Raw genomic sequence first — 26,204 nt, forward strand, 5'->3', positions numbered from 1 at the left:
GTCGGGACCATGGTTTCTGAGGCCTCGGACCACGAGACGACGGACGCACGCGATACGGCGGCGGGGACCGGCACGACAGGGGCCGGGGCCCCCGGGGACAGCACGAACGCGTCGGACCCGAAGACCGCCGCCGCGATCGCCGCCGCCGAGGCGGCCGGACCCGCGAGCGGCGAGTCCGTGCGCGTCGACAGCTGGATCTGGTCCGTACGCCTGGTCAAGACCCGCTCCCAGGGCGCCACCGCCTGCCGGGGCGGACACGTGCGCGTGAACGGCGAGCGCGTGAAGCCCGCCCACTCGGTCCGCGTCGGCGACGAGGTGCGCCTGCGCCAGGAGGGCCGGGAGCGGATCGTCGTCGTCAGGCGTCTCATCCGTAAGCGCGTAGGCCCCCCGGTGGCCGTCCAGTGCTACGTCGACAACAGCCCGCCGCCCCCGCCCCGCGAGGCCGTCGCCCCGGCCGGCATCCGCGACCGGGGCACCGGGCGCCCCACCAAGCGGGACCGCCGCGAGATCGAACGCCTGCGCGCGCTGAACGGGCTTCGCGGCCCGGGCGGCCGCCCCGAAGGACAGTCACCGCCGGCTACCGGCTGACCGCGGGCCACGGCGTCACGCCCGACGCCGCCGCACCAGTTGCAGCACGTTGACCGGCTGGTAAGGGGGGCCGGTCACGGAGCGTCGTACAGGGGGAACCAGCCGTGGCCGACGTACCAGTGGCCGCCCTCCCGGAGGTGGTCCACGACTGCCCGCTCCAGACGGGTACGGCGCGGCAGCCGCTCCAGCTGCTCGTCCCCGGTGCCGAAGACGAAACGAACCGGTGTCATGTCCTCCGGCTCCGTCGGCAGATGGCTGAGCCGGAACCGCTGCTGGAAGCGGACGATGTTGGAGCGCTCCGGCAGGTACTTCCTGAGCTGGGGGTCGAGCAGCCAGGAGCCGCAGGTCACGACCTGGTAGGGCTCCTCCGGGTAGTGGCGGGCGAAGAAGTCCCGCGCCAGCGCGAGGGAACGGTCGCAGGCCTGAGGGGTCAGCGGGCCGGAGAAGTCCGGGATGTGCAGGCCGAGGGCGGGGTCACCGGGCCCGAGGGGAAGCCCTTCGGCGGCGATGGATCCGCTCGTCCACGAGCCGATCCGGCCGCGCTGGAACTGCAGCCGCCCCAGCTGGAACAGCTCGCCGCGGAAGTGCAGGGACAGCCAGCGCGGGCGCAGCATGCCGCCCCTGCCGTACCACCTGCGGTGCGCCGCGATGTTACGGCCGGCGTCCGCGAGGGTGCGCCGGGTGACCTCGTGCGGGATGCCTCGGTCACGGTGGTGGGCGCGCACCGACGGCAGCGCCGCGACCAGCACGAACAGGGGGAAGAAGCGCTGGAGGGCGCCCGGCGCCCAGTCGAGCTCGGGCAGGTCGGCGCCCCCGCGGATCTCCCCCGTCCCCCGGACGAGCTCCTCGACGGACCGCTCCAGGAAACCCCGCAGCTCCGGATCGTCCACCACGCGTCGGCCCAGCCGCAGGAGTTCGTTGATGTCCTCGTGCGGTACGGCGAGGTCGGACAGTACTTCGGCGAGCTCATCGGTATCGGGCAGCACGTGGTGAACCCCCTCTGCGGACCGCCTGGAGAACGCCCGCACCGAAGAGTACTTTGCAAGAGGGAGTGGTGATCCTGATGCGTACGGGCAGTGAGCCGGTGACAGCGCGCAGTGCACTGCGGGCGCGCTTCTGGCTGAGCGTGTGGGGGTTGATCTGGACGGTCTTCGGGACCGTCGCCTTCATGCTCGCCGGGCGGCCCGGCTGGGCCGCCGCGTGCGGAGTGCTGTGGCTGGTCGTCACCGTCGACCTGTCGATGATCCTCAAGCACCTCAGGCAGGGCCCGCACTACCAGCCGGGCCCCGACATCCCGCCGTACCGGCCGCCGGAGCACCGCGCTCGCTGACCGGGGACGGCAGGCTCAGGAGTCGAAGCGTGCCGCCTTCAGGTACTGCGGCTTCGGGTCCAGCGCGGCGGCCAGGCGGAAGTGGCGCTTGGCCTGGTCGTGCCGTCCCTGGCGCTCGTAGGTGCGGGCGAGCGCGAAATGCGCGAACGCGTTGTCCGGCTCGCGCTCCAGGACGATCGTGAACTCCAGCTCGGCCGGCCGCAGTTGCGCGGCCGCGAAGAAGGCTCGCGCGCGCAGCAGGCGGGCGGCGGTGTTCTCCGGGTGCGCCGCGATGACGCCGTCGAGCAGCTTCACCGCGCCCCGCGGGTCCCGCGCGGCGAGCAGCTGCTCCGCGGCACGGAAGTCGATGACATGCGTCTCCGGAGTACGTCCGGTCGAACCGCTGGTTTCGGGCACGCGAAATTCCTTCCCTCGCTGGAAGGGTTCAACGCCCGGACCGGGTACTCCTATTCCTCGGTCTGCTCCTGCGGCGCCTGCGCTCTGCGCACCAGATCCGCCCATACCTCCCGAACGCGCCGCTCCAGTTCGGCCAGCGGAACGTCGTTGTCGATGACGACGTCGGCGATCTCCAGGCGCTTCTCTCGGGTCGCCTGGGCGGCCATGCGCGCGCGGGCCTCCTCCTCGGTCATGCCCCGCAGCCGTACGAGCCGGTCGAGCTGGGTCTCGGGGCTCGCGTCGACGACGACCACGACGTCGTAGAGCGGCGCGAGGCTGTTCTCGGCGAGGAGCGGGACGTCGTGGATGACGACGGAGTCCTCGGCGGCGGCGCTCTCCAGCTCGCGGGAGCGGGCACCGACCAAGGGGTGGACGATCGAGTTCAGGACGGCGAGCTTCTCCGGGTCGGCGAAGACGATCGAGCCGAGCCTGGGCCGGTCGAGGCTGCCGTCCTCGGCGAGCACCTCCTCGCCGAAGGCGTCGGCGACCGCCGCGAGTCCGGGAGTTCCCGGCGCGACGACCTCCCGCGCGATACGGTCCGCGTCGATCAGTACGGCCCCGCGCTCGACAAGCAGCCGCGACACCTCGCTCTTACCGGCACCGATGCCACCGGTCAGGCCCACGGACAGCATGACCGCGCCACCACCTCCACGAACCCCGCTGCCGCGGGGACAACTTGCCGACTCCGATGCCGCCGGTCAGACCCACCGGATCACCTCCGCGTCGGCGGAGACGGGTGGGGCGCGGTCATCCGGCAGCGTATCGGATCAGTTGTCGCCCTCCCGCTCCGCCAGGAACTTCTCGAACTCTCGCCCGATCTCGTCCGCCGACGGGATGTCGACGGGATCGGCGAGCATGTTGCCCCGGGTCTCGGCGCCCGCGGCCGCGTCGTACTGGTGCTCCAGGCCCTGGACCAGGGAGGTGAGCTCCTCGTCGCCCTCCTGGATCTGCCGGTCGATCTCCGTCTGCGTACGGTGCGCGTCCGTGCGCAGGGCGTGCGCGACGCCGGGGAGGACCAGGCCGGTGGCGGCCGTGACGGACTCCAGGACGGTCAGCGCCGCGTCCGGGTACGCGGAGCGGGCGATGTAGTGCGGCACGTGCGCGGCGACACCCAGGACGTCGTGCCCGCCCTCGATGAGCCGGTACTCGACGAGCGCCGCGGCGCTGCCCGGCACCTGCGCCTCGTCGAACGGGCTGTGGTGGCCCGGGACGAGGTCCGTGCGGTTGCCGTGCGGGGTGAGGCCCACGGGGCGGGTGTGCGGGACGCCCATGGGGATGCCGTGGAAGTTCACGGACAGGCGGACGCCGAGCCGCTCCACGATCTGCTGGACGGCGGCGGCGAAGCGCTCCCACTCCACGTCCGGCTCGGGACCGGACAGCAGCAGGAAGGGCGCTCCGGTGGCGTCCTGGACGAGCCGCACGTCGATGGCGGGCTCGTCGTAGTCGGTCCACTCGTCGCGGCGGAAGGTCAGCAGCGGGCGGCGGGCCCGGTAGTCGACGAGCCGGTCGTGGTCGAAGCGGGCCACGACCTGGTGGGGCAGCGAGTCGAGCAGCCGGTCGACGATCTGGTCGCCGGTCTCACCCGCGTCGATGTATCCGTCGAAGTGGTAGAGCATGACAAGTCCGGCCGACTCCTGGGCCAGCGCCATGTCGACGACGGCCAGCCCCTTCGGCTCCCATGCGTACAAACCCTGCGGATCAAGCACTTGGACCGCTCCTCCTCGTGTTCGTACTGCACAACGTCATCAGGGGCGCGGGCATTCCCGGCCCGCGCCCCTGATCAGGTAGCTCTCACTGCCTTCTCATGCTCCACTACCCCCTGTTGCCGTCCTAGGCCGACATCACGCGCGTGTGCAGAGCGGTCACCGCCTTGCGGGCGGACGAGAACGCGCCGTGCTGCCAGGCGTCCATGTAGCTGAGCCAGTCGCCGGCGAAGAGGACGCGTCCGGTGGGCTCGTTGAGCGGCTTGTAGCGGGGGTCGTCGGGCCCGCCCGGGGTGTCGTGCCAGGCGGCCTCCAAGTGAGGCGTCTGACGCCAGTGATGGGAGAAGGAGGACGCGAGTTCGGTGCGGTACTTCTCGCCGTAGATCTTCACGCCCGCGGCCACCGCCCGTTCCTCGCGCTGCTTCGGCGTGAGCGCGGCGTAGGAGTCCGCGTCGCTGCCGTAGTTGTAGTACCCGATGAGGACGCCCCGCTCACCGTGGAAGCCGTACGACGGGTGCCAGATGTGGGTGACGTCCTGGTCGGTCTCGGTGATGCCGCCGTAGATGTTGTGGTCCAGCTCCCACCAGCGGGACTTGTACTCCAGGCCGATCTTGGCCGCGGACGACGGGGTGATCGCCTCCAGCGCGCTCTGCACCCCGGAGCCCAGGTTGTGCGGGATCTTGGCGAGGATGTTGGGCGGGAGGGCCCCGATGCAGTAGTCGGCGTCGACGACCTTCGTACGGCCGCCCTGGGTGTAGGTGACGGAGACGCCGTTCCCCTTGTCGGTGATCTTCGAGACGACCGCCCCGGTACGGATGCGGTCGGCGCCTATCGCCCTGGTCAGCGCCTTCGGTATCTGGTCCATGCCGCCGACCGGCTGGAACATCAGCATGGCCTGGTCGAATTCGAACTCGAAGGAGAAGTACCGGCCGACGGCGCTGCCGAAGGTCTCGGAGACGGTGGGTATGTCGCCGCGCAGCACGCCCGGGGTCCCGGCGGCGGCCGGCCAGGTGGTGTAGCCGCGGTTCGAGCCGCCTTCGTACGTCAGCTTGTCACCGAGTTCGCCCCAGCCCGTGAGGAACTCGATGAGCTTCTCCTGGTCGGTGGCCGTCAACTCCTTGTCGAGTGCGCCCTTGTTGGTGGCCTTGGCGAGCAACTCGGAAACATAGCCGTATACATCGGCCTTCGCGGTCCGGTACCGCATCGGCTTCGTCATGCCGGTCGACTCGTTGTAGATGTACGCGTCGGCGTTGACGTTGGTGAACACCTCGATGGGAACGCCGAGTTCCCGGCAGTAGTCGAGGGTGATCATCCACTGCGGGATGCGGGCGGGGCCGCAGTTCATGTAGTGGCCATCGGCGAACTGGGCGGTCTGCTTGGTGCCGCTGAGGTCGACCGTCGTGTCACCGCCGCGCACGGTGAAGTTGCGGCCGCCGGTGCGGTCTCTGGCCTCCAGGACCGTACAGTCGTAGCCCGCCTTGCCGAGTTCGTATGCAGCGGCGAGTCCGGCGATGCCGCCACCGACGATGACGACCTTCGCGGCAGCGCGGCCGGTGAGCGTGAAGTCGCTCGCGCTGAGGGCGCGGAAGGGCTGTTCGCGTTGGGCGGCCTGCGCCGTGGGGGCGAGGCCGAGGGCCCCCATGGTCGCGAACATGGCGCCGGCGCCCCCGGTGAGACCCACGTTGCGCAAGAACGAACGCCGACTCGTACCGGGCCCGCTCTGAAGCTGTGCCATGACTGGGCTCCCCTCTCGATCTTGAACGACCGGGGAAGCCTCCCAATGGCTGGTTACGGCCCGTCAGCTTTTCGTGTATCGCACATGTTTCTGCGCCCGCACACATCCAGCGGGCTGGACGCCGGCAGTATCCGGCGCCGACGGGCAGACGCACTGAGGGCCCGCACCCGGGTGGGTGCGGGCCCTCAGCAGAGAGCTAGCTACTGCTCAGCGATCAGCTCTGGCCGCCGGCCAGCTTCTCGCGCAGCGCGGCAAGCGCCTCGTCCGAGGCCAGCGCGCCGGAGGTGTCGGCGCCCTCGGAGGAGTACGAACCGCCACCGGCAGCAGCCGGAGCCGCAGCCTCGCCGCCCTCGGCGGCAGCGGCCTCGTCGGCCTCGCGGGACTTGATGACCTGAGCCTGGTGCTGCTCGAAGCGCTGCTGCGCCTCGGCGTACTGGTGCTCCCACGCCTCGCGCTGGGTCTCGTAGCCCTCGAGCCAGTCGTTGGTCTCGGGGTCGAAGCCCTCGGGGTAGATGTAGTTGCCCTGGTCGTCGTACGACGCGGCCATGCCGTACAGCGTCGGGTCGAACTCGACCGAGGCCGGGTCGGCACCGAAGGCCTCGTTGGCCTGCTTCAGCGAGAGGCTGATGCGACGACGCTCGAGGTCGATGTCGATGACCTTGACGAAGATCTCGTCGTTGACCTGGACGACCTGCTCCGGGATCTCCACGTGGCGCTCGGCCAGCTCGGAGATGTGGACCAGACCCTCGATGCCCTCGTCCACGCGGACGAACGCACCGAACGGAACCAGCTTCGTGACCTTACCCGGAACGACCTGGCCGATCTGGTGGGTACGGGCGAACTGCTGCCACGGGTCTTCCTGGGTCGCCTTCAGCGACAGGGAGACGCGCTCACGGTCCATGTCGACGTCGAGGACCTCGACGGTGACTTCCTGGCCGACCTCGACAACCTCGGAGGGGTGGTCGATGTGCTTCCAGGACAGCTCGGAGACGTGGACCAGGCCGTCGACGCCACCCAGGTCCACGAAGGCACCGAAGTTGACGATCGAGGAGACCACACCGGAGCGGACCTGACCCTTCTGGAGGGTCGTGAGGAACGTCTGGCGGACCTCGGACTGGGTCTGCTCCAGCCAGGCACGGCGGGACAGGACCACGTTGTTGCGGTTCTTGTCCAGCTCGATGATCTTGGCCTCGAGCTCCTTGCCCACGTAGGGCTGGAGGTCGCGAACGCGGCGCATCTCGACGAGGGAGGCCGGCAGGAAGCCACGGAGGCCGATGTCGAGGATGAGACCACCCTTGACGACCTCGATGACGGTACCGGTGACGATGCCGTCCTCTTCCTTGATCTTCTCGATGGTGCCCCAGGCACGCTCGTACTGGGCGCGCTTCTTCGAGAGGATCAGGCGGCCTTCCTTGTCCTCCTTCTGAAGGACAAGGGCCTCGATCTCGTCGCCGACCTTGACGACCTCGTTCGGGTCGACGTCGTGCTTGATCGAGAGCTCTCGGCTCGGGATGACACCTTCGGTCTTGTAACCGATGTCGAGCAGGACCTCGTCCCGGTCGACCTTCACGATGACGCCGTCGACGATGTCGCCGTCGTTGAAGTACTTGATCGTCTCGTCGATCGCGGCGAGGAAGGCTTCCTCGTTACCGATGTCGTTGACCGCAACCTGCGGGGTGGTGGCGGTGGTCTCGGTGCTGCTCGTCATGTGGGAAAGGGCTCCGGTACGGACATTGAAGTCGTAGGTACTGCTACGCCGGGAGCCCGTGTCGCTCTGAAGAAGCCGGACAGCCAAGGAAGCGCCACACCGAAAAACTCTGGTGGCGCCTCGAAAACCGAGGGGACATACAACAGATGCGAGCGCAGCCTGCTACGTCTGAGGTGCGCAGGCTCGCAGCGCAACTTGTAGCATACGGGGGCAGCCGGGCAGGGTCAATGCGCGAAGCCGCACACCCGGGGCAGATCACCGCATACCCGGCACAAAGAACCGTCCCACAAGGCCGTGCAGGCCGGAAAGACCTCTTCCGTGACACGCCCGGACGGGTTGCACGGAAGAGTACGACGAGGGAGCCGATCATCCAAGAGTCCGAAGCCATCGAACCGGAAGCCACCCGACGTGACGCGGACGTCGCGGAGAGCACGCGGGCCAACCGGGGCTGGTGGGACCGCAACGCGGACGAGTACCAGGTCGAGCACGGCACCTTCCTCGGAGACGACCGCTTCGTCTGGGGCCCCGAGGGCCTGGACGAGGTGGAGGCCGAGCTGCTCGGCCCGCTTGAGGAACTGAAGGGCAAGGACGTCCTGGAGATCGGCGCCGGCGCGGCCCAGTGCGCGCGCTGGCTGGCCGCCCAGGGCGCGCGTCCGGTCGCCCTGGACCTCTCCCACCGCCAGCTCCAGCACGCGCTGCGCATCGGAGGATCGTTCCCTCTGGTGTGCGCCGACGCGGGCGCGCTCCCCTTCGCGGACGCCTCCTTCGACCTGGCGTGCTCGGCGTACGGGGCGCTGCCGTTCGTGGCCGACCCGGTGCTGGTGCTGCGCGAGGTGCGCCGGGTGCTGCGCCCGGGCGGCCGCTTCGTCTTCTCGGTGACGCACCCGATCCGCTGGGCGTTCCCGGACGAGCCGGGCCCCGAGGGGCTGTCGGTGGCCGCCTCCTACTTCGACCGCACGCCGTACGTCGAGCAGGACGAGGACGGGCGAGCGGTGTACGTGGAGCACCACCGGACCGTCGGCGACCGCGTCCGGGACGTCGTGGCGGCGGGCTTCCGCCTGGTCGACCTGGTCGAGCCGGAGTGGCCGGCCTGGAACACCGCCGAGTGGGGCGGCTGGTCGCCGCTGCGCGGGAACCTGATCCCGGGGACGGCCATCTTCGTGTGCGTACGAGACTGAGTGCGTGATCCGTTACGACGCCCTGGACGCCCTGCCCGTACGCGGTGCCCTGCCCGCCCTGGACGACGCCTTGGAGGGGCACGGCACGGCCGTTCTCGTGGCGCCGCCCGGCACCGGCAAGACGACGCTCGTGCCGCTCGCTCTGGCGGGCCTGCTCGGCGAGGGCCCGGCGCGCCGGGTGGTCGTGGCCGAGCCGCGGCGGATCGCGGCCCGGGCGGCGGCCCGGCGGATGGCCTGGCTGCTGGGCGAGAAGGTCGGCGAGAGCGTCGGCTACACCGTGCGCGGGGAGCGGGTCGTCGGGCGCCACGCGCGCGTGGAGGTCGTCACGACCGGTGTGCTGCTCCAGCGGCTGCAGCGGGACCAGGAGCTGGCGGGCGTCGACGTGGTGGTGCTCGACGAGTGCCACGAGCGGCATCTGGACGCGGACACGGTGGCGGCGTTCCTGTGGGACGTGCGCGAGACCCTGCGGCCGGAGCTGCGCCTGGTGGCCGCCTCGGCGACGACCGACTCGGAGGGCTGGGCGCGGCTGCTGGGCGGCGCACCGGTGGTCGAGGCGAGGGGTGCCTCGTACGGGGTCGAGGTGATCTGGACGCCGCCGGCGCGTCCCGTACGGCCGCCGCACGGGATGCGGGTCGATCCGGCGCTGCTGGCGCACGTGGCGTCGGTGGTGCGGCGGGCGCTGGCCGAGCGGTCCGGGGACGTGCTCTGTTTCCTTCCGGGGGTGGGCGAGATCGCGCGGGTCGCCGCTCAGCTCGGGGGTCTCGGGGACGTCGATGTGCTCCAGGTGCACGGGCGGGCGCCGGCGGCCGTGCAGGACGCGGTGCTGGCGCCGGGAGCCCGGCGTCGGGTGGTCCTCGCGACGTCCGTGGCGGAGTCGTCGCTGACGGTTCCCTGGGTGCGCGTGGTGGTCGACTCGGGGCTGGCGCGGGAGCCGCGCGTCGACCACGCGCGCGGGCTGAGCGCGTTGACGACCGTACGGGCGTCGCAGGCGGCAGGGCGGCAGCGGGCGGGGCGGGCCGGGCGTGAGGCGCCGGGTGTGGTGTACCGGTGCTGGTCGGAGGCGGAGGACACGCGTCTGCCGCGGTTCCCGGCGCCGGAGATCAAGGTGGCCGACCTCACCGCGTTCGCCCTCCAGGCGGCCTGTTGGGGCGATCCGGAGGCGTCCGGTCTGGCGCTGCTGGATCCACCGCCGGGCGGGGCGATGGCGGCGGCCCGGTCCGTACTGACGGCGATCGGCGCGGTCGACTCCGCCGGGCGGGCCACGGAGCGGGGGGCTCGTATGGCGCGGCTGGGGCTTCACCCCCGGCTGGGGCGGGCGTTGCTGGACTCGGCGTCCTTGGTCGGCGCGGAGCGGGCGGCCGAGGTGGTGGCGCTGCTCAGCGAGGAGCCACCGCGGGAGTACGGGGACGACCTGGCGGCGGCCTTGCGGGGTGCCCGGCGCGGCGGTGACGCCTACGCGGGGCGGTGGCGGCTGGAGGTGCGGCGCCTGCGGTCGGCCGCTGCCGACTTCGCCGACCGGGCCGCCCGTGACTCTCTTCCGGTGGAGCTGAACGTCTCTCTTTCGCCCGCCTCCACTGCGGTCCGGGCGGGTGGGTGGCCGGGCGCCGGCGAGGATCAGGCTGTCGGGCTCGTCGCCGCGCTTGCCTTTCCCGAGCGGGTCGCGAAGGTGCACGGCGGGTCGTATCTCATGGTCTCCGGGACTCGGGCCGAGGTCCGCGAGGGCTCGGGGTTGCGCGGGGCGCCCTGGCTCGCGGTCGCCGTGGCGGACCGGCCGCTCGGCAAGGGGCACGCGCGCGTGCAGCTCGCCGCCGTGGTGGACGAGGACGTGGCACGGCGGGCCGCGGCGCCGCTGTACGCCGAGGGCCAGGAGGTGCACTGGGCCGACGGCGACGTCGTCGCGCGGCGGGTCGAGCGGCTCGGGGCGGTGGAGCTGGCGGTGCGGGGTCTTGCCGACGCCGACCCCGGCCTCGTACGGAACGCGCTTGTCGAAGGGCTGCGGCAGGAAGGGGTCGGGCTGTTGCGGTGGACGCCGGATGCGGGCGTACTGCGCCGGCGGCTCGCCTTCCTGCACCTGCACCTCGGCGACCCGTGGCCGGACGTCTCCGACGACGCGCTCCACGCGCGCGTGGACGAGTGGCTGGAGCCGGAGCTCGGCCGGGCCCGGCGGCGCGCCGACCTGGCGCGGATCGACGCCGGGCAGGCGCTCGCCCGGCTGCTTCCCTGGGCGTCCGGGGACGCCGCCCGCCTCGACGAACTCGCCCCCGAGCGGATCACCGTACCCAGTGGGTCCAGAATCCGGATCGACTACGACAATCCCGAGCGGCCCGTGCTCGCGGTGAAGTTGCAGGAGATGTTCGGGCTGCAGGAGTCGCCGGTCGTCGCGGGGGTGCCGCTCCTGGTGCACCTTCTCTCCCCCGCGGGCCGGCCCGCCGCCGTCACCGCCGACCTCGCCTCCTTCTGGAAGGACGGCTACAAGGGCGTACGGGCCGAACTGCGCGGCCGCTATCCGAAGCATCCGTGGCCCGAGGATCCCGCCTCCGCGGAGCCGACCCGGTACACCAACGCCCGGCTCAGGCGGTGACCGGCTCCGGTTCGGCCGCCCCCGTGGGTGCCGGGTCGCCCGGACGCCTGCTGCGGGCCTCCAGCCAGAGGGAGAGCGACAGCAGCAACGTGCCCAGGATCAGGAAGCCCCAGGGCAGGTACGACGTCAGCAGCAGGACCGTCGTGCGGTTGGACTTGACCAGGGCCACCGTCGACTTGATGTAGTCCTCGCGCATCTTGACGTCCCCCGCGAAGGCGGTCACCTTCTCGCGCCCTCCCAGGAGGGTGCCGCCGCGGAGTTCCTCCTTGTGGAGCTCCTCGCCGTAGACGGGCGCTCCGGTGACCGGTTCGACCCAGAACTTGCGGACCGTGGTGTACCAGATGCTCGTGCCGGTCTTGGCGAGCGAGGCCCGGTCGATGCCCTTGACAGGCATGGCCCTGGGGAACTGGACCTTGGTCCAGGGGATGGTCTGCTCGAAGTAGTAGACCTTGAGGCCCCGGAAGGTCTGGGTGCCCTTGTAGTGGATGGGGTTGGTGGTGCGGGTCTGCGCGTCGAAGTACTCGTAGTCCCGTTTCTCGGTCAGGAACGGCCACTTGAACTCGATGCCCTGGCGTGTCACCGGGTCGCCGTCGACCATCTCGCCGGTGGCATGGACGGGTTCCTGGCTGTGCGCGTCGAAGATGTACCGCTCGGGGATCTGAGAGACCATCTTGCCGTCGGGCCCCTGGATGTAGGAGAGGGAGTCCCAGACGACGACGTCACGGCCGGCGGTTTTCTCGATCTTGTCGGAGGCTTCGACGTTGCCCTTGAGGGTCTGCACGATGGTGACCTTGGGGACCGTCCTGGCCTTCATGGTGCCGTAGTCGAGGAGGGTCGCGTTCTTCGCCTCCAGGACCATGTCCTGGTACTGGTTCGCCGGTATCTTGGCCAGGCGCGGGAAGGCGTACCAGCGCAGCAGCGGGGACAGCGCCGCGAAGAACACGGCGAGAGCGAGCAGGATCAGGCTGGCCTTGCGACGCATCCCGTCCTCCCTCCCAGGCGGTTACGGATGTGCGGGCACCGTCGTCAGCATCGGTTTCGGGGACGTCTTGCCGGCCGGTGCGCCGATGGCGGTGATCGTGAGGACCAGGGCGAACGCGAGGGCGAAACCGGTCGCGGCGGCGATCAGGGCGCGCATGCGGAGCCTCCCGACGGACTGGAACTGATACCTCGTCAGATCGGGCACCGTAGCAACGGGCGGGCGAGATGAGAACACGTTGCACACACAACGGACGAGGGCGCCCCGCCGCCGAAGCGGAGGGGCGCCCTCGTCCTGTGCCGGTCAGGCCGCGGGAGTCTCCGAGGCAGACTCGGTGGCGCTGGGCGTCGGGCTCGGCGTCGCCGTCTCGGCCGCCGCGACCGTCAGCTCGACGGTCAGCGTCGCGCCGCCCGTGGTGGTGATGCGGAGCAGGAACGTGCCGGTGGTGTCGTCCGCGTACAGCTTGGGCAGCTTCAGCAGGCCGTTCTCGTCCGTCGTCAGGTCCGTCAGGGTGCGTACGGTCTTGCCGTCCGCGTCCTTGAAGTAGGGGCCCTTGTCGTTCTCGGTCGGGTCGTCCGCCGACTTGATGAGCGTGGCGGTGGCCGCGACCTTGTCCGCGACGGCGCCGTTGTAGGTGGCCTTCACCTCGACCTGGTCCGCGAACTCCCCGCCCGGGGTGCAGGTCAGCGCGGTGTCGCTGGTGCGGGTGAGGGTGTCGGCGGCGCGGGCGGTGACCGTCGCCGTGTAGTCGAGGGCGGACACCGTACGGCCGACGAGGAGGGCGCGGACGGTGAAGTTGCCGGTCTTCTCGCCCGCCTGCAGCGTGGGCGCGACCGCGACGCCCGCGGTGTTGGTGACGGCCGTGGCGACGGTCTCGCCGCCGGTGAAGGTGGCGTCGGTGTCGCCGACGATGGTGAAGCGGACCTTGACCTTGCCGACGCCCTTGCCCGCCTCGGTCTCGGCGCGCGTGCTGATCTTCCTGCCGAACGCCTCGCCCGCCGTCGCGGTGAGCTTCAGCGTGCCCACGTCCTCCAGGTGGTCCACCGTGTCGGTGGGCGTCGGGGTCGGGCTGCTCGGCGTCGTGGGCTCCGGGCTCGGGCTCTCGGTGCCCGGCGTGCTCGTGTCCGGGCTGGGCGTGGACGTCTCCGGCGTGGAGGGGGAGGTGGTGGAGCCCGAACCGCTGTAGTCGTCGCTGCTGCTGGAGGGCAGGGTGCCGGTGCCGTCCGGGATCTCGTGGGTTCCCTTGCGGTAGTACTCCAGCCACGACAGGACCGTGTTCAGGTAGTCCTGCGAGTTGTTGTAGCTGAGGATCGCGCGGTTGAGGTCGGCCTGGGCGGACAGGTCCCAGCCGTTGCGGCACAGGTAGTGACCGGCCGCGAGCGCCGCGTCGTAGACGTTGTTGGGGTCCTTGACACCGTCGCCGTTGCCGTCGCGGCCCGCCCACGCCCAGGTGGACGGGATGAACTGCATGGGGCCCACGGCGCGGTCGACGGTGCTGTCGCCGTCGTACGCGCCGTTGTCGGTGTCCTGGATGTACGCGAAGCCGTTGCCGTTCAGCTTCGGGCCGAGGATCCGGCTGAGGGTGGTGCCGTTCGCGTCGACGTTGCCGCCGCGGGCCTGGCCCGACTCGACCTTGCCGATGGCGGCGAGGAGCTCCCAGGGCAGGTTGCAGCCGGCCTTGGACTCGGCCAGCTCGGCCGCGGCCTTCTTGTAGGCGTCCAGGACGGTCGCGGGTATGCCTGCCTCGGTCGCGCCCGTGGCGGCGGGGCTGGTGCTCGCGCTCGGCGCGGGGCTGGGGCTCGTCAGCGGCGGCAGGTCCGTGTAGTACCGCGAGTTGCCGGTGGCGGCACCGTCGTCGACCGTCGTCTCGGGCGAGGCCTGCGCGTCGGCGGCCGTCTTTCCGCCCTGGTCGTCGGTCGTCACTCCCGGTGCCTGGGACGCGGAGAGAGCCGCGACCACGACCGCTGCCACGGTGGTGGCGACCGCCCCCTTGCGGAGCCTCCTGCCGAATTGCGCCGCCATAGAGTGAACCCCTCCCATGGACGCCCGAGCGCGCCCGACCGGCTGTCTTCTGTTCCCGCCCTGGTGTGACGATCGACCCGCCTCGGAAGTTGCCCCCCTGGGCGTGTGACCCAGGTGACCCTACGACAACTTCCTTTGCTCGGGCACCCGTTCGTGCCCGATTTTCACCAGTTGGCCAAGTTCCGCTCCCCCGGCCGGTCGTCCCGCATACTGAACGTCGATGATCACCTGACCGACCGTCCGGCCAACATCCGTCGCGGGGAGCCCAGTTGCCGTTCACTCTCAGTCATGCGGCGGCCGTGCTGCCCGGCGTGCGCACCGATGGATCCGGCCGGGGGCGGCTGATGCCGGCCGTGCTCGTCGCGGGTTCCTTCTCGCCCGACATGACCTACTACGCGGCGAGTGTCGTCTCGGGAGCGATGGAGTTCGGCGACGTCACGCACTCCTTCCCCGGCGTCTTCACGGTCGACGTCCTCGTCGCCTGGGCACTGGTCGGGCTGTGGCTGCTGGTGCGCGAGCCGCTGGTGGCGCTGCTGCCGCGGGCCCGCCAGGGACGGTGGGCGTCGCTGCTGCGCTGCGGGGCGCCACACGCGCGCGTGCGGCCGGTTTCGGTGGGGTGGTGGTACGTGTCCGCGGCGCTCGGCGCGCTGACGCACGTCGTGTGGGACGCGTTCACACACCTCGACCGCTGGGGGATGCGGCTCTTCCCCGTCCTGGGCCGGGAGGTGGCGGGCTCGCCGCTGTACTGGTATCTGCAGTACGGCAGCTCGGCCGTGGCCGCGGTCGTGATCGTCACGTTCGTGGCCGTTGCCCTGAGACGGGCACCGGCCGGCCCGTCGGCGGGGGTGCCGGCGCTCTCGGTACGGGACCGGTGGTGGGCGGCAGCGGTGATCGGCGGCTGCGCGCTGGCCGGGGCGGTACAGCGGGTTTCGCGGTGGTGGGAGTACTGGGGTGCGACGGCCAAGCCGTGGGAGCTGATCCCCACCTTGTGCTTCGGCGCGGGCGCGGGACTCGTGCTCGGGCTGCTGCTGTACGCCGTCGGCGTCCGCGTGCGGCGGCCGGCGGCCGAGGCCGCCGCCGGGGACCGGGAAGGGGTCAGCGTGGGGCGGGGCCGTCCGGAGACCGACGGAACCTGACAGGCGCCGAGGCATCCAGCAGCCAAGCCCGCCACGCAGAAACGGGAAAGAGTCAACGACCGCCGGGACCGTCCGGAGACCGACGGAACCTGACAGGCGCCGCGACGAACACGGTGACGGTCCTCGCCGCGCGACGCCGCCTGGGCAGCCGGGCGAGGAGCAGGTCCAGGTGACCACGGCCGGTCACGACCCACAGCCACCAGGCGGGCGTCTCACGGGCGGCTACGGCGGACGACGCCCGGCGGGCGAGCCCGCGCCGGAGCTCCCGGGCCGCCCTGCTCACAGTCATGGCCGTGGTGGTGGGAATGCGGGCGGCAGCCGCCCCGGCGGCGAAGGCCGGGACCGCCGGAAGCCCAGCACCGGCAACCGCCCTGCTCTTGCTGCCTGCCTGCGCCGACGACTGTCCCTGGGGACGGGCCCGATCGGGTCCCGTCCGGCGGTGGAGCATGCGTATACCCATGCCCGCATCCTTACGGGCGCAGACGCCGACGGGCTTTCCCGCGGGGGCCACGCGAGTGACGGACTACTGCGGAAGTGCGTTCAGGGGTGCACAGCCGCCCCCTCGGCCGGACGGCCCACGCGCAGGCCGGACAGCCCCCGCGCGGCGGGAGGACCGCCTACGTCCGCCCGGAAGACCGCCTGCGCCTGCCCGGAAGACCGCCTGCGTCCGCCCTGCCCAAGGCGTCTCATCACGAGCCGGAGCTGAAATTCCCGCTCCTGCGCCGGAGGCTAGTGCGCTGCCGACTCCCAGTCCGGCCCCACCCCCACCGACACGTCCAGCGGGGCGCGGAGGCGGACCGCGCCGGCCATTTCACGGCGGACGATCTCCTCGGTTGCCGCGCGCTCGCCGGGAGCGATCTCCAGGACGATTTCGTCGTGGACCTGGAGGAGCATGCGGGACTTGAGGTCCGCCTCGCGCAGCGCCCGGTCCACGTTGAGCATGGCGATCTTGACGATGTCCGCCGCCGTACCCTGGATGGGCGCGTTGAGGGCCATGCGCTCGGCCGTCTCACGGCGCTGACGGTTGTCGCTGTTGAGGTCGGGCAGATGCCGGCGCCGGCCGAAGAGGGTCTCGGTGTAGCCCGTCGCCCGTGCCTCGTCCACAACCCGGCGCAGGTAGTCCCGTACGCCACCGAAGCGCTCGAAGTAGGTGTCCATGAGCGCGCGGGCCTCGGCCGCCTCGATGTTCAGCTGCTGGGAGAGGCCGAAGGCCGACAGGCCGTACGCCAGGCCGTACGACATCGCCTTGATCTTGCGGCGCATCTCCGCGTCGACGGCCGTGCGCTCGACCGCGAAGACCTGCGAGGCGACCGTGGTGTGCAGGTCCTCGCCCGAGGTGAACGCCTCGATCAGGCCCTCGTCCTCGGAGAGGTGGGCCATCACACGCAGTTCGATCTGGCTGTAGTCCGCGGTCATGAGGGATTCGAAGCCCTCGCCGACCACGAAGCCACGCCGGATCGCCCTGCCCTCGTCCGTGCGGACCGGGATGTTCTGGAGGTTCGGGTCCGTCGAGGAGAGGCGGCCGGTCGCCGCGACCGTCTGGTTGAACGTGGTGTGGATACGGCCGTCGGCCGCGACCGTCTTGATCAGACCCTCGACGGTGACGCGCAGCTTCGCCTGCTCACGGTGGCGGAGCATGATGACCGGCAGTTCGTTGTCGGTGTGGGTGGCCAGCCAGGCGAGCGCGTCGGCGTCGGTGGTGTAGCCGGTCTTCGTCTTCTTCGTCTTCGGCAGGGCCAGCTCGCCGAAGAGGACCTCCTGGAGCTGCTTGGGCGAGCCCAGGTTGAACTCGTGGCCGGCCGCCGCGTGCGCTTCCTTCACGGCCTGCTGCACCGCGCCCGCGAACATCTGCTCCATGGCCTCCAGGTGGGCCCGGTCCGCCGCGATGCCGTGCCGCTCCATGCGCGCGAGGAGCGCGGAGGTGGGCAGCTCCATGTCACGCAGGAGGTCCGCCGCGCCCGCCTCCTGCAGGCGGCCCTCGAAGGCCTCCCCCAGGTCGAGGATCGCGCGGGCCTTCACCATCAGGGCCTCTGCCTCGGCCGCGTCGTCCGCGCCGAAGGCCAGCTGGCCGTCGGCCGCGGCGGCCGGGGCCAGCTCCCGGCCCAGGTACTCCAGGGACAGCGCGTCCAGGTCGAAGGAGCGCCGGCCCGGCTTGACGAGGTAGGCGGCGAGCGCGGTGTCCATGCTCACACCGGCGACGCTCCAGCCGTGCTCGGCGAAGGCCCGCATGGCGCCCTTGGCGTTGTGGAAGACCTTCGGCCCGCTCTCGTCGGCCAGCCAGGCCGCGAAGGCGTTCTCGTCGTTCTCGTCCAGCTGGGACGGGTCGAACCAGGCGGCCGCTCCCCCGCCCGCGGCGAGGGCGACCTCGGCCACCGAACCCGTGCCCAGCGCCCAGGTGTCGACCGTGGCGACGCCCAGGGTCTCGGTGCCGTGCCCGGCGAGCCAGCCGGCCAGCTCGCCGGCGCCGAGCACCGTGCCGTCCAGCTCCACGCCCGCCGCGACCACCGGGGTCGTCTCGGCCTCCTCGGCACCCGGGTCGACGGCGAGGAGCCGCTCACGCAGCGAGGGGTTACGGATCTCCAGGGTGTCCAGGATCATCGCGAGGGTCTTGCGGTCGTACGGCGCGCGCTCGAGGTCGGCGACCGTCTTCGGCAGCTCGACGTCCCGCACCATCTCGGTGAGCCGGCGGTTGAGCTTGACCGCCTCCAGGTGGTCGCGCAGGTTCTGCCCGGCCTTGCCCTTGACCTCGTCGACGCGCTCGACCAGGTCCGCGAACGACCCGAACTGGTTGATCCACTTCGCGGCCGTCTTCTCGCCGACTCCGGGGATGCCCGGCAGGTTGTCGGACGGGTCGCCGCGCAGGGCCGCGAAGTCGGGGTACTGCGCGGGCGTCAATCCGTACTTCTCGACGACCTTCTCCGGCGTGAACCGGGTCAGCTCGGAGACGCCCTTCGTCGGATACAGCACCGTGGTGTGCTCGGAGACCAGCTGGAAGGAGTCACGGTCACCGGTGACGATCAGCACCTCGAAGCCGGCGGCCTCGGCCTGCGTGGCGAGTGTGGCGATGACGTCGTCGGCCTCGAAGCCGTCGACCGCGAACCGCGAGACGTGCATCGCGTCGAGCAGCTCACCGATCAGCTCGACCTGGCCCTTGAACTCGTCCGGCGTCTTGGAGCGGTTCGCCTTGTACTCCGTGAACTCCTCGGAGCGCCACGTCTTGCGGGAGACGTCGAAGGCCACCGCGAAGTGCGTGGGCGACTCGTCGCGCAGCGTGTTGGCCAGCATCGACGCGAAGCCGTAGATCGCGTTCGTGGGCTGGCCCGTCGCCGTCGTGAAGTTCTCCGCGGGCAGCGCGAAGAACGCGCGGTAGGCCAGCGAGTGCCCGTCCATGAGCATCAGGCGCGGGCGGCTTTCGCCGGGGGTTCGGTCGGTCTTCTTCGATGCTGTCTCTGCCACGTCCCCGATCCTGCCACGCCGCACTGACAGTCGGGCCCGCCCATCGCACTCCCGCTGCCGCGCCCGGGCGGCGGACGGGCGGCGGACGGGCAGCCGACCGGCCGGCACCGTCCCACAATCATTGCCCCCACCCCCCGCTCCCACCCCCGCTCCCACCCTCGCTCCCGCTCCCCGCACGGCCGGGCGCGATCGCTGTCACTGCCACATGCGAGGATCCAGGCTGTCGGGGGTCCAGGGCCCGCGGCAGGGTCACTGATGTCACAGCCCCGGAAAACACAGCGCACACACAGTCGGACACAGCGCACACGCAGTCGAAGGAGAGCGTGCGATGGCAACGAAGCCGCCGAAGGCCGATCCGGTCCAGGACGCGCCGCAGGTCGCGGAGCCGAAGCACGCGGCCGCGGGGCTCCCGGCCGTCGGGCACTCCCTGCGCGTCGCGAGGCAGCAGATGGGCGTGAAGCGCACCGCCCTGACGCTGCTGCGCGTCAACCAGAAGGACGGCTTCGACTGCCCGGGCTGCGCCTGGCCGGAGCCGGACCACCGGCACGCGGCGGAGTTCTGCGAGAACGGCGCGAAGGCGGTCGCCGAGGAGGCCACCCTGCGCCGGGTCACCCCGGAGTTCTTCGCCGCGCACTCCGTCCAGGACCTCAACGGGCGCAGCGGCTACTGGCTGGGCCAGCAGGGACGGCTCACACACCCCATGTATCTCCCCGAAGGAGGAGATCACTACGAGCCGGTCACCTGGGAGCGCGCCTTCGACATCGTGGCCGAGGAGATCACCGCGCTCGGCTCGCCCGACGAGGCCCTCTTCTACACCTCGGGCCGTACCAGCAACGAGGCCGCGTTCCTCTACCAGCTGTTCGCCCGCGAGCTCGGCACCAACAACCTGCCGGACTGCTCGAACATGTGCCACGAGTCGTCGGGCTCGGCGCTGAGCGAGACGATCGGCATCGGCAAGGGCAGCGTCCTGCTGGAGGACCTCTACAAGGCCGACCTGATCATCGTCGCCGGCCAGAACCCGGGCACCAACCACCCGCGGATGCTCTCCGCCCTGGAGAAGGCCAAGGCGAACGGCGCGCGGATCATCACCGTCAACCCGCTGCCCGAGGCGGGCCTGGAACGCTTCAAGAACCCGCAGACCCCCCAGGGCATGCTCAAGGGCGCCACGCTCACCGACCTGTTCCTCCAGATCCGCACCGGCGGCGACCAGGCCCTCTTCCGTCTCCTCAACAAGCTGATCCTCGAGACGCAAGGCGCCACCGACCAGGCCTTCATCGACGAACACACCCACGGCTACGAGGAGTTCGCCGCCGCCGCCCGCGCCGCCGACTGGGACGAGACGCTCACGGCGACCGGCCTCACGCGCGAGGAGATCGACGAGGCCCTGCGCATGGTGCTCGCCTCCGAACGCACCATCGTCTGCTGGGCCATGGGTCTCACCCAGCACAAGCACTCCGTCCCGACCATCCGCGAGGTGGTCAACTTCCTGCTGCTGCGCGGCAACATCGGCCGCCCGGGCGCGGGCGTGTGCCCGGTGCGCGGCCACTCGAACGTGCAGGGCGACCGCACGATGGGCATCTTCGAGCGGCCCGCCCCCGCCTTCCTGGACGCCCTGGAGAAGGAGTTCGGCTTCGCTCCGCCGCGCGAGCACGGCTACGACGTCGTACGCGCCATCCGCGCGCTGCGCGACGGCGAGGCGAAGGTCTTCTTCGCCATGGGCGGCAACTTCGTCTCCGCGTCCCCCGACACGGACGTCACGGAGGCCGCCATGCGGCGCGCCCGGCTGACCGTGCACGTGTCGACGAAGCTCAACCGCTCGCACGTCGTCACAGGCGCGCGTGCGCTGATCCTGCCGACACTCGGCCGCACGGAGCGGGACCTCCAGGGCAGTGGCGAGCAGTTCGTGACGGTCGAGGACTCCATGGGCATGGTGCACGCCTCCCGCGGCCGTCTGGAGCCCGCGAGCGCGCACCTGCTGTCCGAGCCGGCCATCGTGTGCCGCCTCTCACGCCGCGTCCTCGGCGCCGGCAGCAAGGTGCCGTGGGAGGAGTTCGAGAAGGACTACGCGACGATCCGCGACCGCATCGCGCGCGTGATCCCCGGCTTCGAGGACTTCAACGCCCGCGTCGCACACCCCGGCGGCTTCACCCTTCCCCACGCCCCGCGCGACGAGCGCCGCTTCCCGACAGCCACCGGCAAGGCGAACTTCACCGCCGCGCCGGTCGAGTACCCCGAGCTGCCCGAGGGCCGGCTGCTGCTGCAGACGCTGCGCTCGCACGACCAGTACAACACCACGATCTACGGCCTCGACGACCGCTACCGGGGCATCAAGAACGGCCGCCGGGTCGTGCTGGTCAACCCCGAGGACGCACGCACGCTGGGCGTCGCCGACGGCTCGTACGTCGACCTGGTGAGCGAGTGGAAGGACGGTGTGGAGCGGCGGGCGCCCGGCTTCCGGGTCGTGCTCTACCCGACGGCGCGGAGCTGCGCGGCCGCCTACTACCCGGAGACCAACGTCCTGGTCCCGCTGGACGCCACCGCGGACACCAGTAACACCCCGGCCAGCAAGTCCGTCGTCGTGCGTCTGGAACAATCGGCGACCGACTGAGCGTTTGCTCAGTCACCACTGGACTTGGATCGACGAACATCGACGAACGGAGCCGGGCCCCATGGGCGAGCAGCAGCACGTGAAGTTCCCGCAAGAGGTCATCGACGAGTACGCCGCGCTCGGCGTCGACCTGCCCGCCCTGTTCTCCGCCGGTCACCTCGGCACCCGCATGGGCGTCCAGATCGTCGAGGCGTCCGCCGAGCGCGTCGTCGGCACCATGCCCGTCGAGGGCAACACCCAGCCCTACGGCCTCCTGCACGGCGGCGCCTCCGCCGTCCTCGCCGAGACCCTCGGCTCCGTCGGCTCCATGCTCCACGGCGGCAGCACCAAGATCGCCGTCGGCGTCGACCTCAACTGCACCCACCACCGCGGAGTCCGCTCCGGGCTGGTCACCGGCGTGGCCACCCCCGTCCACCGCGGGCGCACCACGGCAACGTACGAGATCGTCATCTCCGACGAGGACGGCAAGCGCGTGTGCACCGCCCGCCTGACCTGCCTGCTGCGAGACGCAGCGACGACCACTTCAGGCTGACAGCACGCTCCGGTGCCGTACGCAACGCACGACACCGGAGCGGAAACACCTCCCTCAACCGGCACGCCAGGAGTTCTTCTCGGCCGCCAGGCAGAACCGCCACCGCATACGACTCAGGGGGCTGGTGTCGCAGCACACCTGCTGCGACACCAACCCCCCACTCCACGCTCGAACCAGCCGTCAGGCCGCGCCCTCACCGAGATACGCCGCCCGGATCCGCGAGTCGGCCAGCAGCTCCCGAGCATCACCCGACATCGCCACCGAACCGGTCTCCAGCACATAACCACGATGCGCAAGAGCCAGCGCCTGCGTGGCGTTCTGCTCCACCAGCAGCACCGTGGTGCCCTGCTGATTGATCTCCTGCACGATGTCGAAGATCTGCTGCACGATCAGCGGAGCCAGACCCATCGACGGCTCATCCAGCAACAGCAGCTCCGGCTTGCCCATCAGAGCACGGCCGATCGCCAGCATCTGCTGCTCACCGCCCGACAGCGTGCCCGCCATCTGCCCACGCCGCTCAGCCAACCGCGGAAAGAGCGTGAACACCCGGTCGATGTCGGCAGAGTCCACCGCCTTGAAGCGGTACGCACCCATCTCCAGGTTCTCGCGCACCGACATCGTCGCGAACACCCGTCGCCCCTCAGGCACATGCCCGATCCCGAAGTGCACCAGCTCGTGCGACTTGATTCCGTCGATACGCTCCCCGTGCAGCCGCACCTCACCATGGCGAGGCCGCAGCATGCCCGAAACAGTACGCAGCGTCGTCGTCTTGCCCGCGCCGTTGCCACCGAGCAGGGCCACGATCTCGCCCTCACGCACCGTCAGATCGATGCCCTTGATCGCTTCGATCGCGCCATAGAACACCCGCAGGCCCACCAGCTCAAGCAGCGTGCCACCCGAACCGCCGACACCGCCCGACTCCTTGTGCAGCTCCGTCGTCGCGCTCACTGGCTGCTCTCCTCGTCCGACGCCGACTGCTGCTCGGCGATGATGTTCTGGACCTCCTCGGCGCCCTCCGCCGAAGAGCCGAGGTACGCCTCGATCACCGCCGGATGCTGCTGCACCTCACTCGGCGTCCCCTCGGCGATCTTCTTGCCGAAGTTGAGGACCATCACCCGGTCCGCCACCGACATCACCAGCCGCATGTCGTGCTCGATCAGCAGCACACTCACGCCCAGCTCATCGTTGATCCGGCGGATCAGCTGCTCCAACTCCAGCTTCTCCGTCGGGTTGGTACCGGCAGCCGGCTCATCCAGCAGCAACACCTGCGGATCCGTCGCCAACGCCCGCGCGATCTCCAGACTGCGCTGATCGCCGTAACTCAGACTGCCCGCAATCTCGTTGAGCTTGCTCTCAAGCCCCACGAACTTCAGCAGACGGTGCGCCCGCTCATCGCTCAGCCGCTCCGCCCGACGCGCCCTCGGCAACCCCAGCATGATCGCAACCGGACCCGCCTTCAGCCGGGTCTCCGCCGCGATCTTCACGTTCTCCAGCGCCGTCAGCGCCGAGAACAACCGGATGTTCTGGAACGTACGCGCCAGACCCAACCGGTTCACAATGTGCGGCTTGCTCCCCAGCAGCGACTTCTCACCGCCGTCCTTCGGACGGAAGACGATACGCCCCTCCTGCGGCGTATACGCCCCCGTAAGGGAGTTGAACAGCGACGTCTTGCCCGCACCGTTCGGACCGATCACCGCGAGGATCTCTCCCCGGCGCATCTTCAGATCCACATGGTCCAGACACACCAGACCACCGAACCTCAGGGTCACATCCGAAGTCTGCAGCACCAACTCCGCGTCATCCGACGCAGGCCCCACAGCCTCAGTCGGGTCGCTCGTCACATCGGTGGTCATCAGAACTTGCCTCCCGCCGGCTCGGACATCGCATCCGCATCGCCGATACCCTCCTCCGCCATCTTCAGCTCACGCTGCCGACGACGGGAAGGCCAGATGCCCTGCGGCCGGTAAATCATCATGATCACAAGCAGCGCGCCCAGGTACATGTACCGGTCGGACGGATCCACATAGTCCTTCAGCGCCTCCGGCAGCCACACCAGCACCGCCGCACCCGCGAGCACGCCCGGAATCGACCCCATGCCACCGAAGATGACGTACGCCAGGATCAGAATCGACTGCAGCAGCGGAAACACCTCAGGGTTGATGTACCCGTACTTACTCGTGAAGATCACACCCGCGACACCCGAGGTCGACGCACCGATCGCAAACGCCATCAGCTTGAACCGCACCGTGTCCACACCGTTCGCCGCGGCAGCGATCTCGTCCTCACGGATCGCCGTCCACGCCCGACCCACCCGCGAGTTCTCAAGCCGCGAGAACAACACGATCACCAGCACGATGAAGAAGACCAGCAAATACCAGTACGGCAGCGGCTTGATCGACCACTCGTACTTGATCCCCGCGAAATCGACCGAAAAGTCAGGAATCAACCGGGCACCCTGCGGACCACCCGTGATCCCGTCCGCGTTCTTCGCGACCAGATAGATGATCTCGTGGAAACCCAGGGTCACAATCGCCAGATAGTCACCCCGCAGCCGCAGCGTCGGAGCACCCAGCAGCAGACCCGTGAGCAGACAGGTCACCACCGCGATGGGAATCACCCAGAAGTTGTTCAGAACCACCGGAGGCTGCACCGGCAGATGCCCTGTCCAGTACGCCGTCGAGTACGCGCCCACCGCGAAGAAGGCGAAGAACCCCAGGTCCAGCAGACCAGCCCAGCCGATCACCACATTCAGGCCGATCGCAAGCAGCGCAAAGATCGCGATCTGGTCGACCAGCAACGTCTGCCACTGCCGCGCCAGACCCGACGGAATCGTCAGCGCCAGCACGAGGACGAGCAGGATCAGACCCCAGCGCAGCCGCTTGTCCGCCTGAAAACGCGCCTGCACAGCACCGACCGGGCCGCCCACACCCGACTTCGCCTTAGCCGCGACACCCCGGACCGCGTCCGCCGCGAACTCCCGCAGCGCCCACACACCGACCGTGATCGCCAGGCACACCCACAAGTTACCGCCGGTGAAAGTGCCCTTGACCGAGAAGAAGATGTCACGCGTATTGCCCTGCTCACCCGTCATCAGAGCCAGCAGCACACCCAGCGCCACCATCGCCCACAACCGGGTGAACCGCTCCTGCTGATACCAGGCCCGACGACGCAGCCTGCTCGCCGCAGAGGGAGTCAGCTTCTCCGACGTGTCCACCGCACTCATGCCGCCCTCCCCACACGCTCACCGAGGATGCCCATCGGACGGAACATCAGCACCAGAATCAGCACCACCATCGCGGACACACTCCGCCACTCGTCACCGAGCAGCGGCACCGTCATCGTCTCCACGATGCCGATCAGAATGCCGCCCGCCATCGCCCCACGGATATTGCCGATACCACCCACGACAGCCGCCGCGAACGCCGTGATACCGGGAATGAAACCCATCGTGTACGAAACCTGATTCAGGTTGGCGAACAAGAACCCCGCCACACCACCCAGCACACCACCGATGATGAACGTGCGGGAGATCACCTTGTCGATGTCCACACCCATCAGACCGGCCACCTCGGCGTCCTGCGCGACCGCCCGGATGCCCTTGCCCAGCTTGGTCCGGTTCACCACCAGGTCGAGAGCGATCATCATCACCACGGCCGTCGCGAACTGCAGCAGCTGAGTGATGTTCACGCCCGCACCGAACACGCTGAACACGTTGTGGTTGTCGTACATCTCCGGCAGCGTCATCGGATCACGCCCGAACAGCTTGCCGGCCAGGTTGTAAAGGAAGAACGAAGCACCGATAGCGGTGATCAAGAAGATCAGCCTCGGAGCGCCACGTCTGCGCAACGGCCGGTACGCAACCTTCTCCAGACCGTACGCCGTCACACCGCCGAACAGCGCGGACCCCACCATCGCGAGAGCGACGAAGCCGACCGAGGCCAGAGCCGAAGGACTGCTCCCCGGATCCACGAGCTGAAGGACGATGAGACTGCCGTAGGCGCCCAGCATGAACACCTCGCTGTGCGCGAAGTTGATCAGCTGCAGCACGCCGTACACCAGCGTGTAGCCGATGGCGATGACGGCGTACAGCGAGCCGAGCATCACCCCTAGGACGAGATAGTCCCAGAATTCCTGAAGGGACATGAAGCTGTCTTCCTTGTGGGAGCCGAGCGGACCACCGCGCTCATGGCGACAGAAGCGGCCCGCGGCGGAA

General features: G+C 70.1%; 22 protein-coding genes. 7 read left to right on the plus strand and 15 right to left on the minus strand.

Going from position 1 to position 26,204, the window contains the following annotated elements; all coding sequences use genetic code 11:
* Nucleotides 1–9: 9 nt before the first annotated feature.
* Entirely contained in the window at nt 10–588 is a 579-nt protein-coding gene (locus tag ABT114_RS14735) for an RNA-binding S4 domain-containing protein (RefSeq protein WP_351142358.1), read from the plus strand.
* Nucleotides 589–662: 74 nt separating this feature from the next.
* Here the strand turns inward: ABT114_RS14735 and ABT114_RS14740 are convergent, their stop codons facing one another.
* A complete protein-coding gene (locus ABT114_RS14740) occupies nt 663–1,574 on the minus strand; it encodes an acyltransferase domain-containing protein (RefSeq protein WP_351142360.1) in 912 nt (303 codons plus the stop codon).
* A gap of 77 nt (nt 1,575–1,651) precedes the next feature.
* Here ABT114_RS14740 and ABT114_RS14745 point away from each other — a divergent pair, with 77 nt between their 5' ends.
* On the plus strand, nt 1,652–1,918 hold the full coding sequence (locus ABT114_RS14745) for a DUF6343 family protein (RefSeq protein ID WP_351142362.1): 267 nt from the start codon (nt 1,652–1,654) through the stop codon (nt 1,916–1,918).
* 15 nt (nt 1,919–1,933) lie between these two features.
* Here ABT114_RS14745 and ABT114_RS14750 read toward each other — a convergent pair whose 3' ends face one another.
* From ABT114_RS14750 to rpsA, 5 genes are all read right to left on the minus strand, one after another.
* Nucleotides 1,934–2,314, minus strand: a complete 381-nt coding sequence (locus tag ABT114_RS14750) for a tetratricopeptide repeat protein (RefSeq protein WP_162469890.1) — start codon at nt 2,312–2,314, stop codon at nt 1,934–1,936.
* A gap of 50 nt (nt 2,315–2,364) precedes the next feature.
* Entirely contained in the window at nt 2,365–2,985 is a 621-nt protein-coding gene (coaE, locus tag ABT114_RS14755; RefSeq protein WP_351142364.1) for a dephospho-CoA kinase, read from the minus strand.
* Between the two features lie 135 nt (nt 2,986–3,120).
* Complete coding sequence (locus ABT114_RS14760) at nt 3,121–4,059, minus strand: PAC2 family protein (RefSeq protein WP_351142366.1); 939 nt, start codon at nt 4,057–4,059, stop codon at nt 3,121–3,123.
* Between the two features lie 124 nt (nt 4,060–4,183).
* On the minus strand, nt 4,184–5,710 hold the full coding sequence (locus ABT114_RS14765; protein ID WP_502988331.1) for a flavin monoamine oxidase family protein: 1,527 nt from the start codon (nt 5,708–5,710) through the stop codon (nt 4,184–4,186).
* 295 nt (nt 5,711–6,005) lie between these two features.
* Entirely contained in the window at nt 6,006–7,499 is a 1,494-nt protein-coding gene (rpsA, locus tag ABT114_RS14770) for a 30S ribosomal protein S1 (protein ID WP_351142370.1), read from the minus strand.
* Between the two features lie 227 nt (nt 7,500–7,726).
* Between rpsA and ABT114_RS14775 the strand changes: the two genes are divergently transcribed.
* Complete coding sequence (locus ABT114_RS14775) at nt 7,727–8,677, plus strand: class I SAM-dependent methyltransferase (RefSeq protein WP_351142372.1); 951 nt, start codon at nt 7,727–7,729, stop codon at nt 8,675–8,677.
* Between the two features lie 4 nt (nt 8,678–8,681).
* The gene (hrpB, locus tag ABT114_RS14780; protein WP_351142374.1) at nt 8,682–11,258 is read left to right on the plus strand and encodes an ATP-dependent helicase HrpB; all 2,577 of its coding nucleotides are present in this window, start codon (nt 8,682–8,684) and stop codon (nt 11,256–11,258) included.
* On the opposite strand, the gene pgfA is transcribed toward hrpB, so the two are convergent.
* From pgfA to ABT114_RS14795, 3 genes are all read right to left on the minus strand, one after another.
* Complete coding sequence (pgfA, locus tag ABT114_RS14785) at nt 11,248–12,240, minus strand: cell envelope lipid trafficking protein PgfA (protein WP_351142375.1); 993 nt, start codon at nt 12,238–12,240, stop codon at nt 11,248–11,250. The two genes, hrpB and pgfA, sit on opposite strands and share 11 nt — an antisense overlap.
* A 21-nt stretch (nt 12,241–12,261) precedes the next feature.
* Nucleotides 12,262–12,396, minus strand: a complete 135-nt coding sequence (locus tag ABT114_RS14790) for an SPW_0924 family protein (RefSeq protein WP_351142377.1) — start codon at nt 12,394–12,396, stop codon at nt 12,262–12,264.
* A gap of 144 nt (nt 12,397–12,540) precedes the next feature.
* The gene (locus tag ABT114_RS14795) at nt 12,541–14,259 is read right to left on the minus strand and encodes a lytic transglycosylase domain-containing protein (protein ID WP_351142379.1); all 1,719 of its coding nucleotides are present in this window, start codon (nt 14,257–14,259) and stop codon (nt 12,541–12,543) included.
* A 269-nt stretch (nt 14,260–14,528) separates the two neighbouring features.
* Between ABT114_RS14795 and ABT114_RS14800 the strand changes: the two genes are divergently transcribed.
* On the plus strand, nt 14,529–15,395 hold the full coding sequence (locus tag ABT114_RS14800; protein WP_351142381.1) for a DUF4184 family protein: 867 nt from the start codon (nt 14,529–14,531) through the stop codon (nt 15,393–15,395).
* Between the two features lie 52 nt (nt 15,396–15,447).
* Here ABT114_RS14800 and ABT114_RS14805 read toward each other — a convergent pair whose 3' ends face one another.
* Both ABT114_RS14805 and polA read right to left on the minus strand, forming a co-directional pair.
* Nucleotides 15,448–15,684, minus strand: coding sequence for a hypothetical protein (locus tag ABT114_RS14805; RefSeq protein ID WP_351142383.1), 237 nt, complete (start codon nt 15,682–15,684; stop codon nt 15,448–15,450).
* A gap of 440 nt (nt 15,685–16,124) precedes the next feature.
* Nucleotides 16,125–18,851 (minus strand): DNA polymerase I, encoded by a 2,727-nt coding sequence (gene polA, locus ABT114_RS14810; RefSeq protein WP_351142385.1) that lies wholly within the window; start codon nt 18,849–18,851, stop codon nt 16,125–16,127.
* A gap of 328 nt (nt 18,852–19,179) precedes the next feature.
* Between polA and ABT114_RS14815 the strand changes: the two genes are divergently transcribed.
* Both ABT114_RS14815 and ABT114_RS14820 read left to right on the plus strand, forming a co-directional pair.
* A complete protein-coding gene (locus ABT114_RS14815; RefSeq protein WP_351142387.1) occupies nt 19,180–21,459 on the plus strand; it encodes an FdhF/YdeP family oxidoreductase in 2,280 nt (759 codons plus the stop codon).
* A gap of 61 nt (nt 21,460–21,520) precedes the next feature.
* On the plus strand, nt 21,521–21,991 hold the full coding sequence (locus tag ABT114_RS14820; protein ID WP_351142388.1) for a PaaI family thioesterase: 471 nt from the start codon (nt 21,521–21,523) through the stop codon (nt 21,989–21,991).
* Nucleotides 21,992–22,171: 180 nt separating this feature from the next.
* Here ABT114_RS14820 and ABT114_RS14825 read toward each other — a convergent pair whose 3' ends face one another.
* The 4 genes from ABT114_RS14825 to ABT114_RS14840 are packed head-to-tail and all read right to left on the minus strand — an operon-like array spanning nt 22,172 to nt 26,134.
* Nucleotides 22,172–22,939, minus strand: a complete 768-nt coding sequence (locus ABT114_RS14825) for an ABC transporter ATP-binding protein (RefSeq protein ID WP_351142390.1) — start codon at nt 22,937–22,939, stop codon at nt 22,172–22,174.
* Nucleotides 22,936–23,844, minus strand: coding sequence for an ABC transporter ATP-binding protein (locus ABT114_RS14830; RefSeq protein ID WP_351142392.1), 909 nt, complete (start codon nt 23,842–23,844; stop codon nt 22,936–22,938). Before ABT114_RS14830 ends, ABT114_RS14825 begins: the two co-directional genes overlap by 4 nt.
* Complete coding sequence (locus ABT114_RS14835) at nt 23,844–25,214, minus strand: branched-chain amino acid ABC transporter permease (RefSeq protein ID WP_351142394.1); 1,371 nt, start codon at nt 25,212–25,214, stop codon at nt 23,844–23,846. Before ABT114_RS14835 ends, ABT114_RS14830 begins: the two co-directional genes overlap by 1 nt.
* A complete protein-coding gene (locus ABT114_RS14840; RefSeq protein ID WP_351142396.1) occupies nt 25,211–26,134 on the minus strand; it encodes a branched-chain amino acid ABC transporter permease in 924 nt (307 codons plus the stop codon). Before ABT114_RS14840 ends, ABT114_RS14835 begins: the two co-directional genes overlap by 4 nt.
* Between the last annotated feature and the right edge of the window lie 70 nt (nt 26,135–26,204).

Source organism: Streptomyces sp. NPDC002088, from assembly GCF_040296605.1.
In the GTDB taxonomy this organism is placed as follows: Bacteria; Actinomycetota; Actinomycetes; order Streptomycetales; family Streptomycetaceae; genus Streptomyces.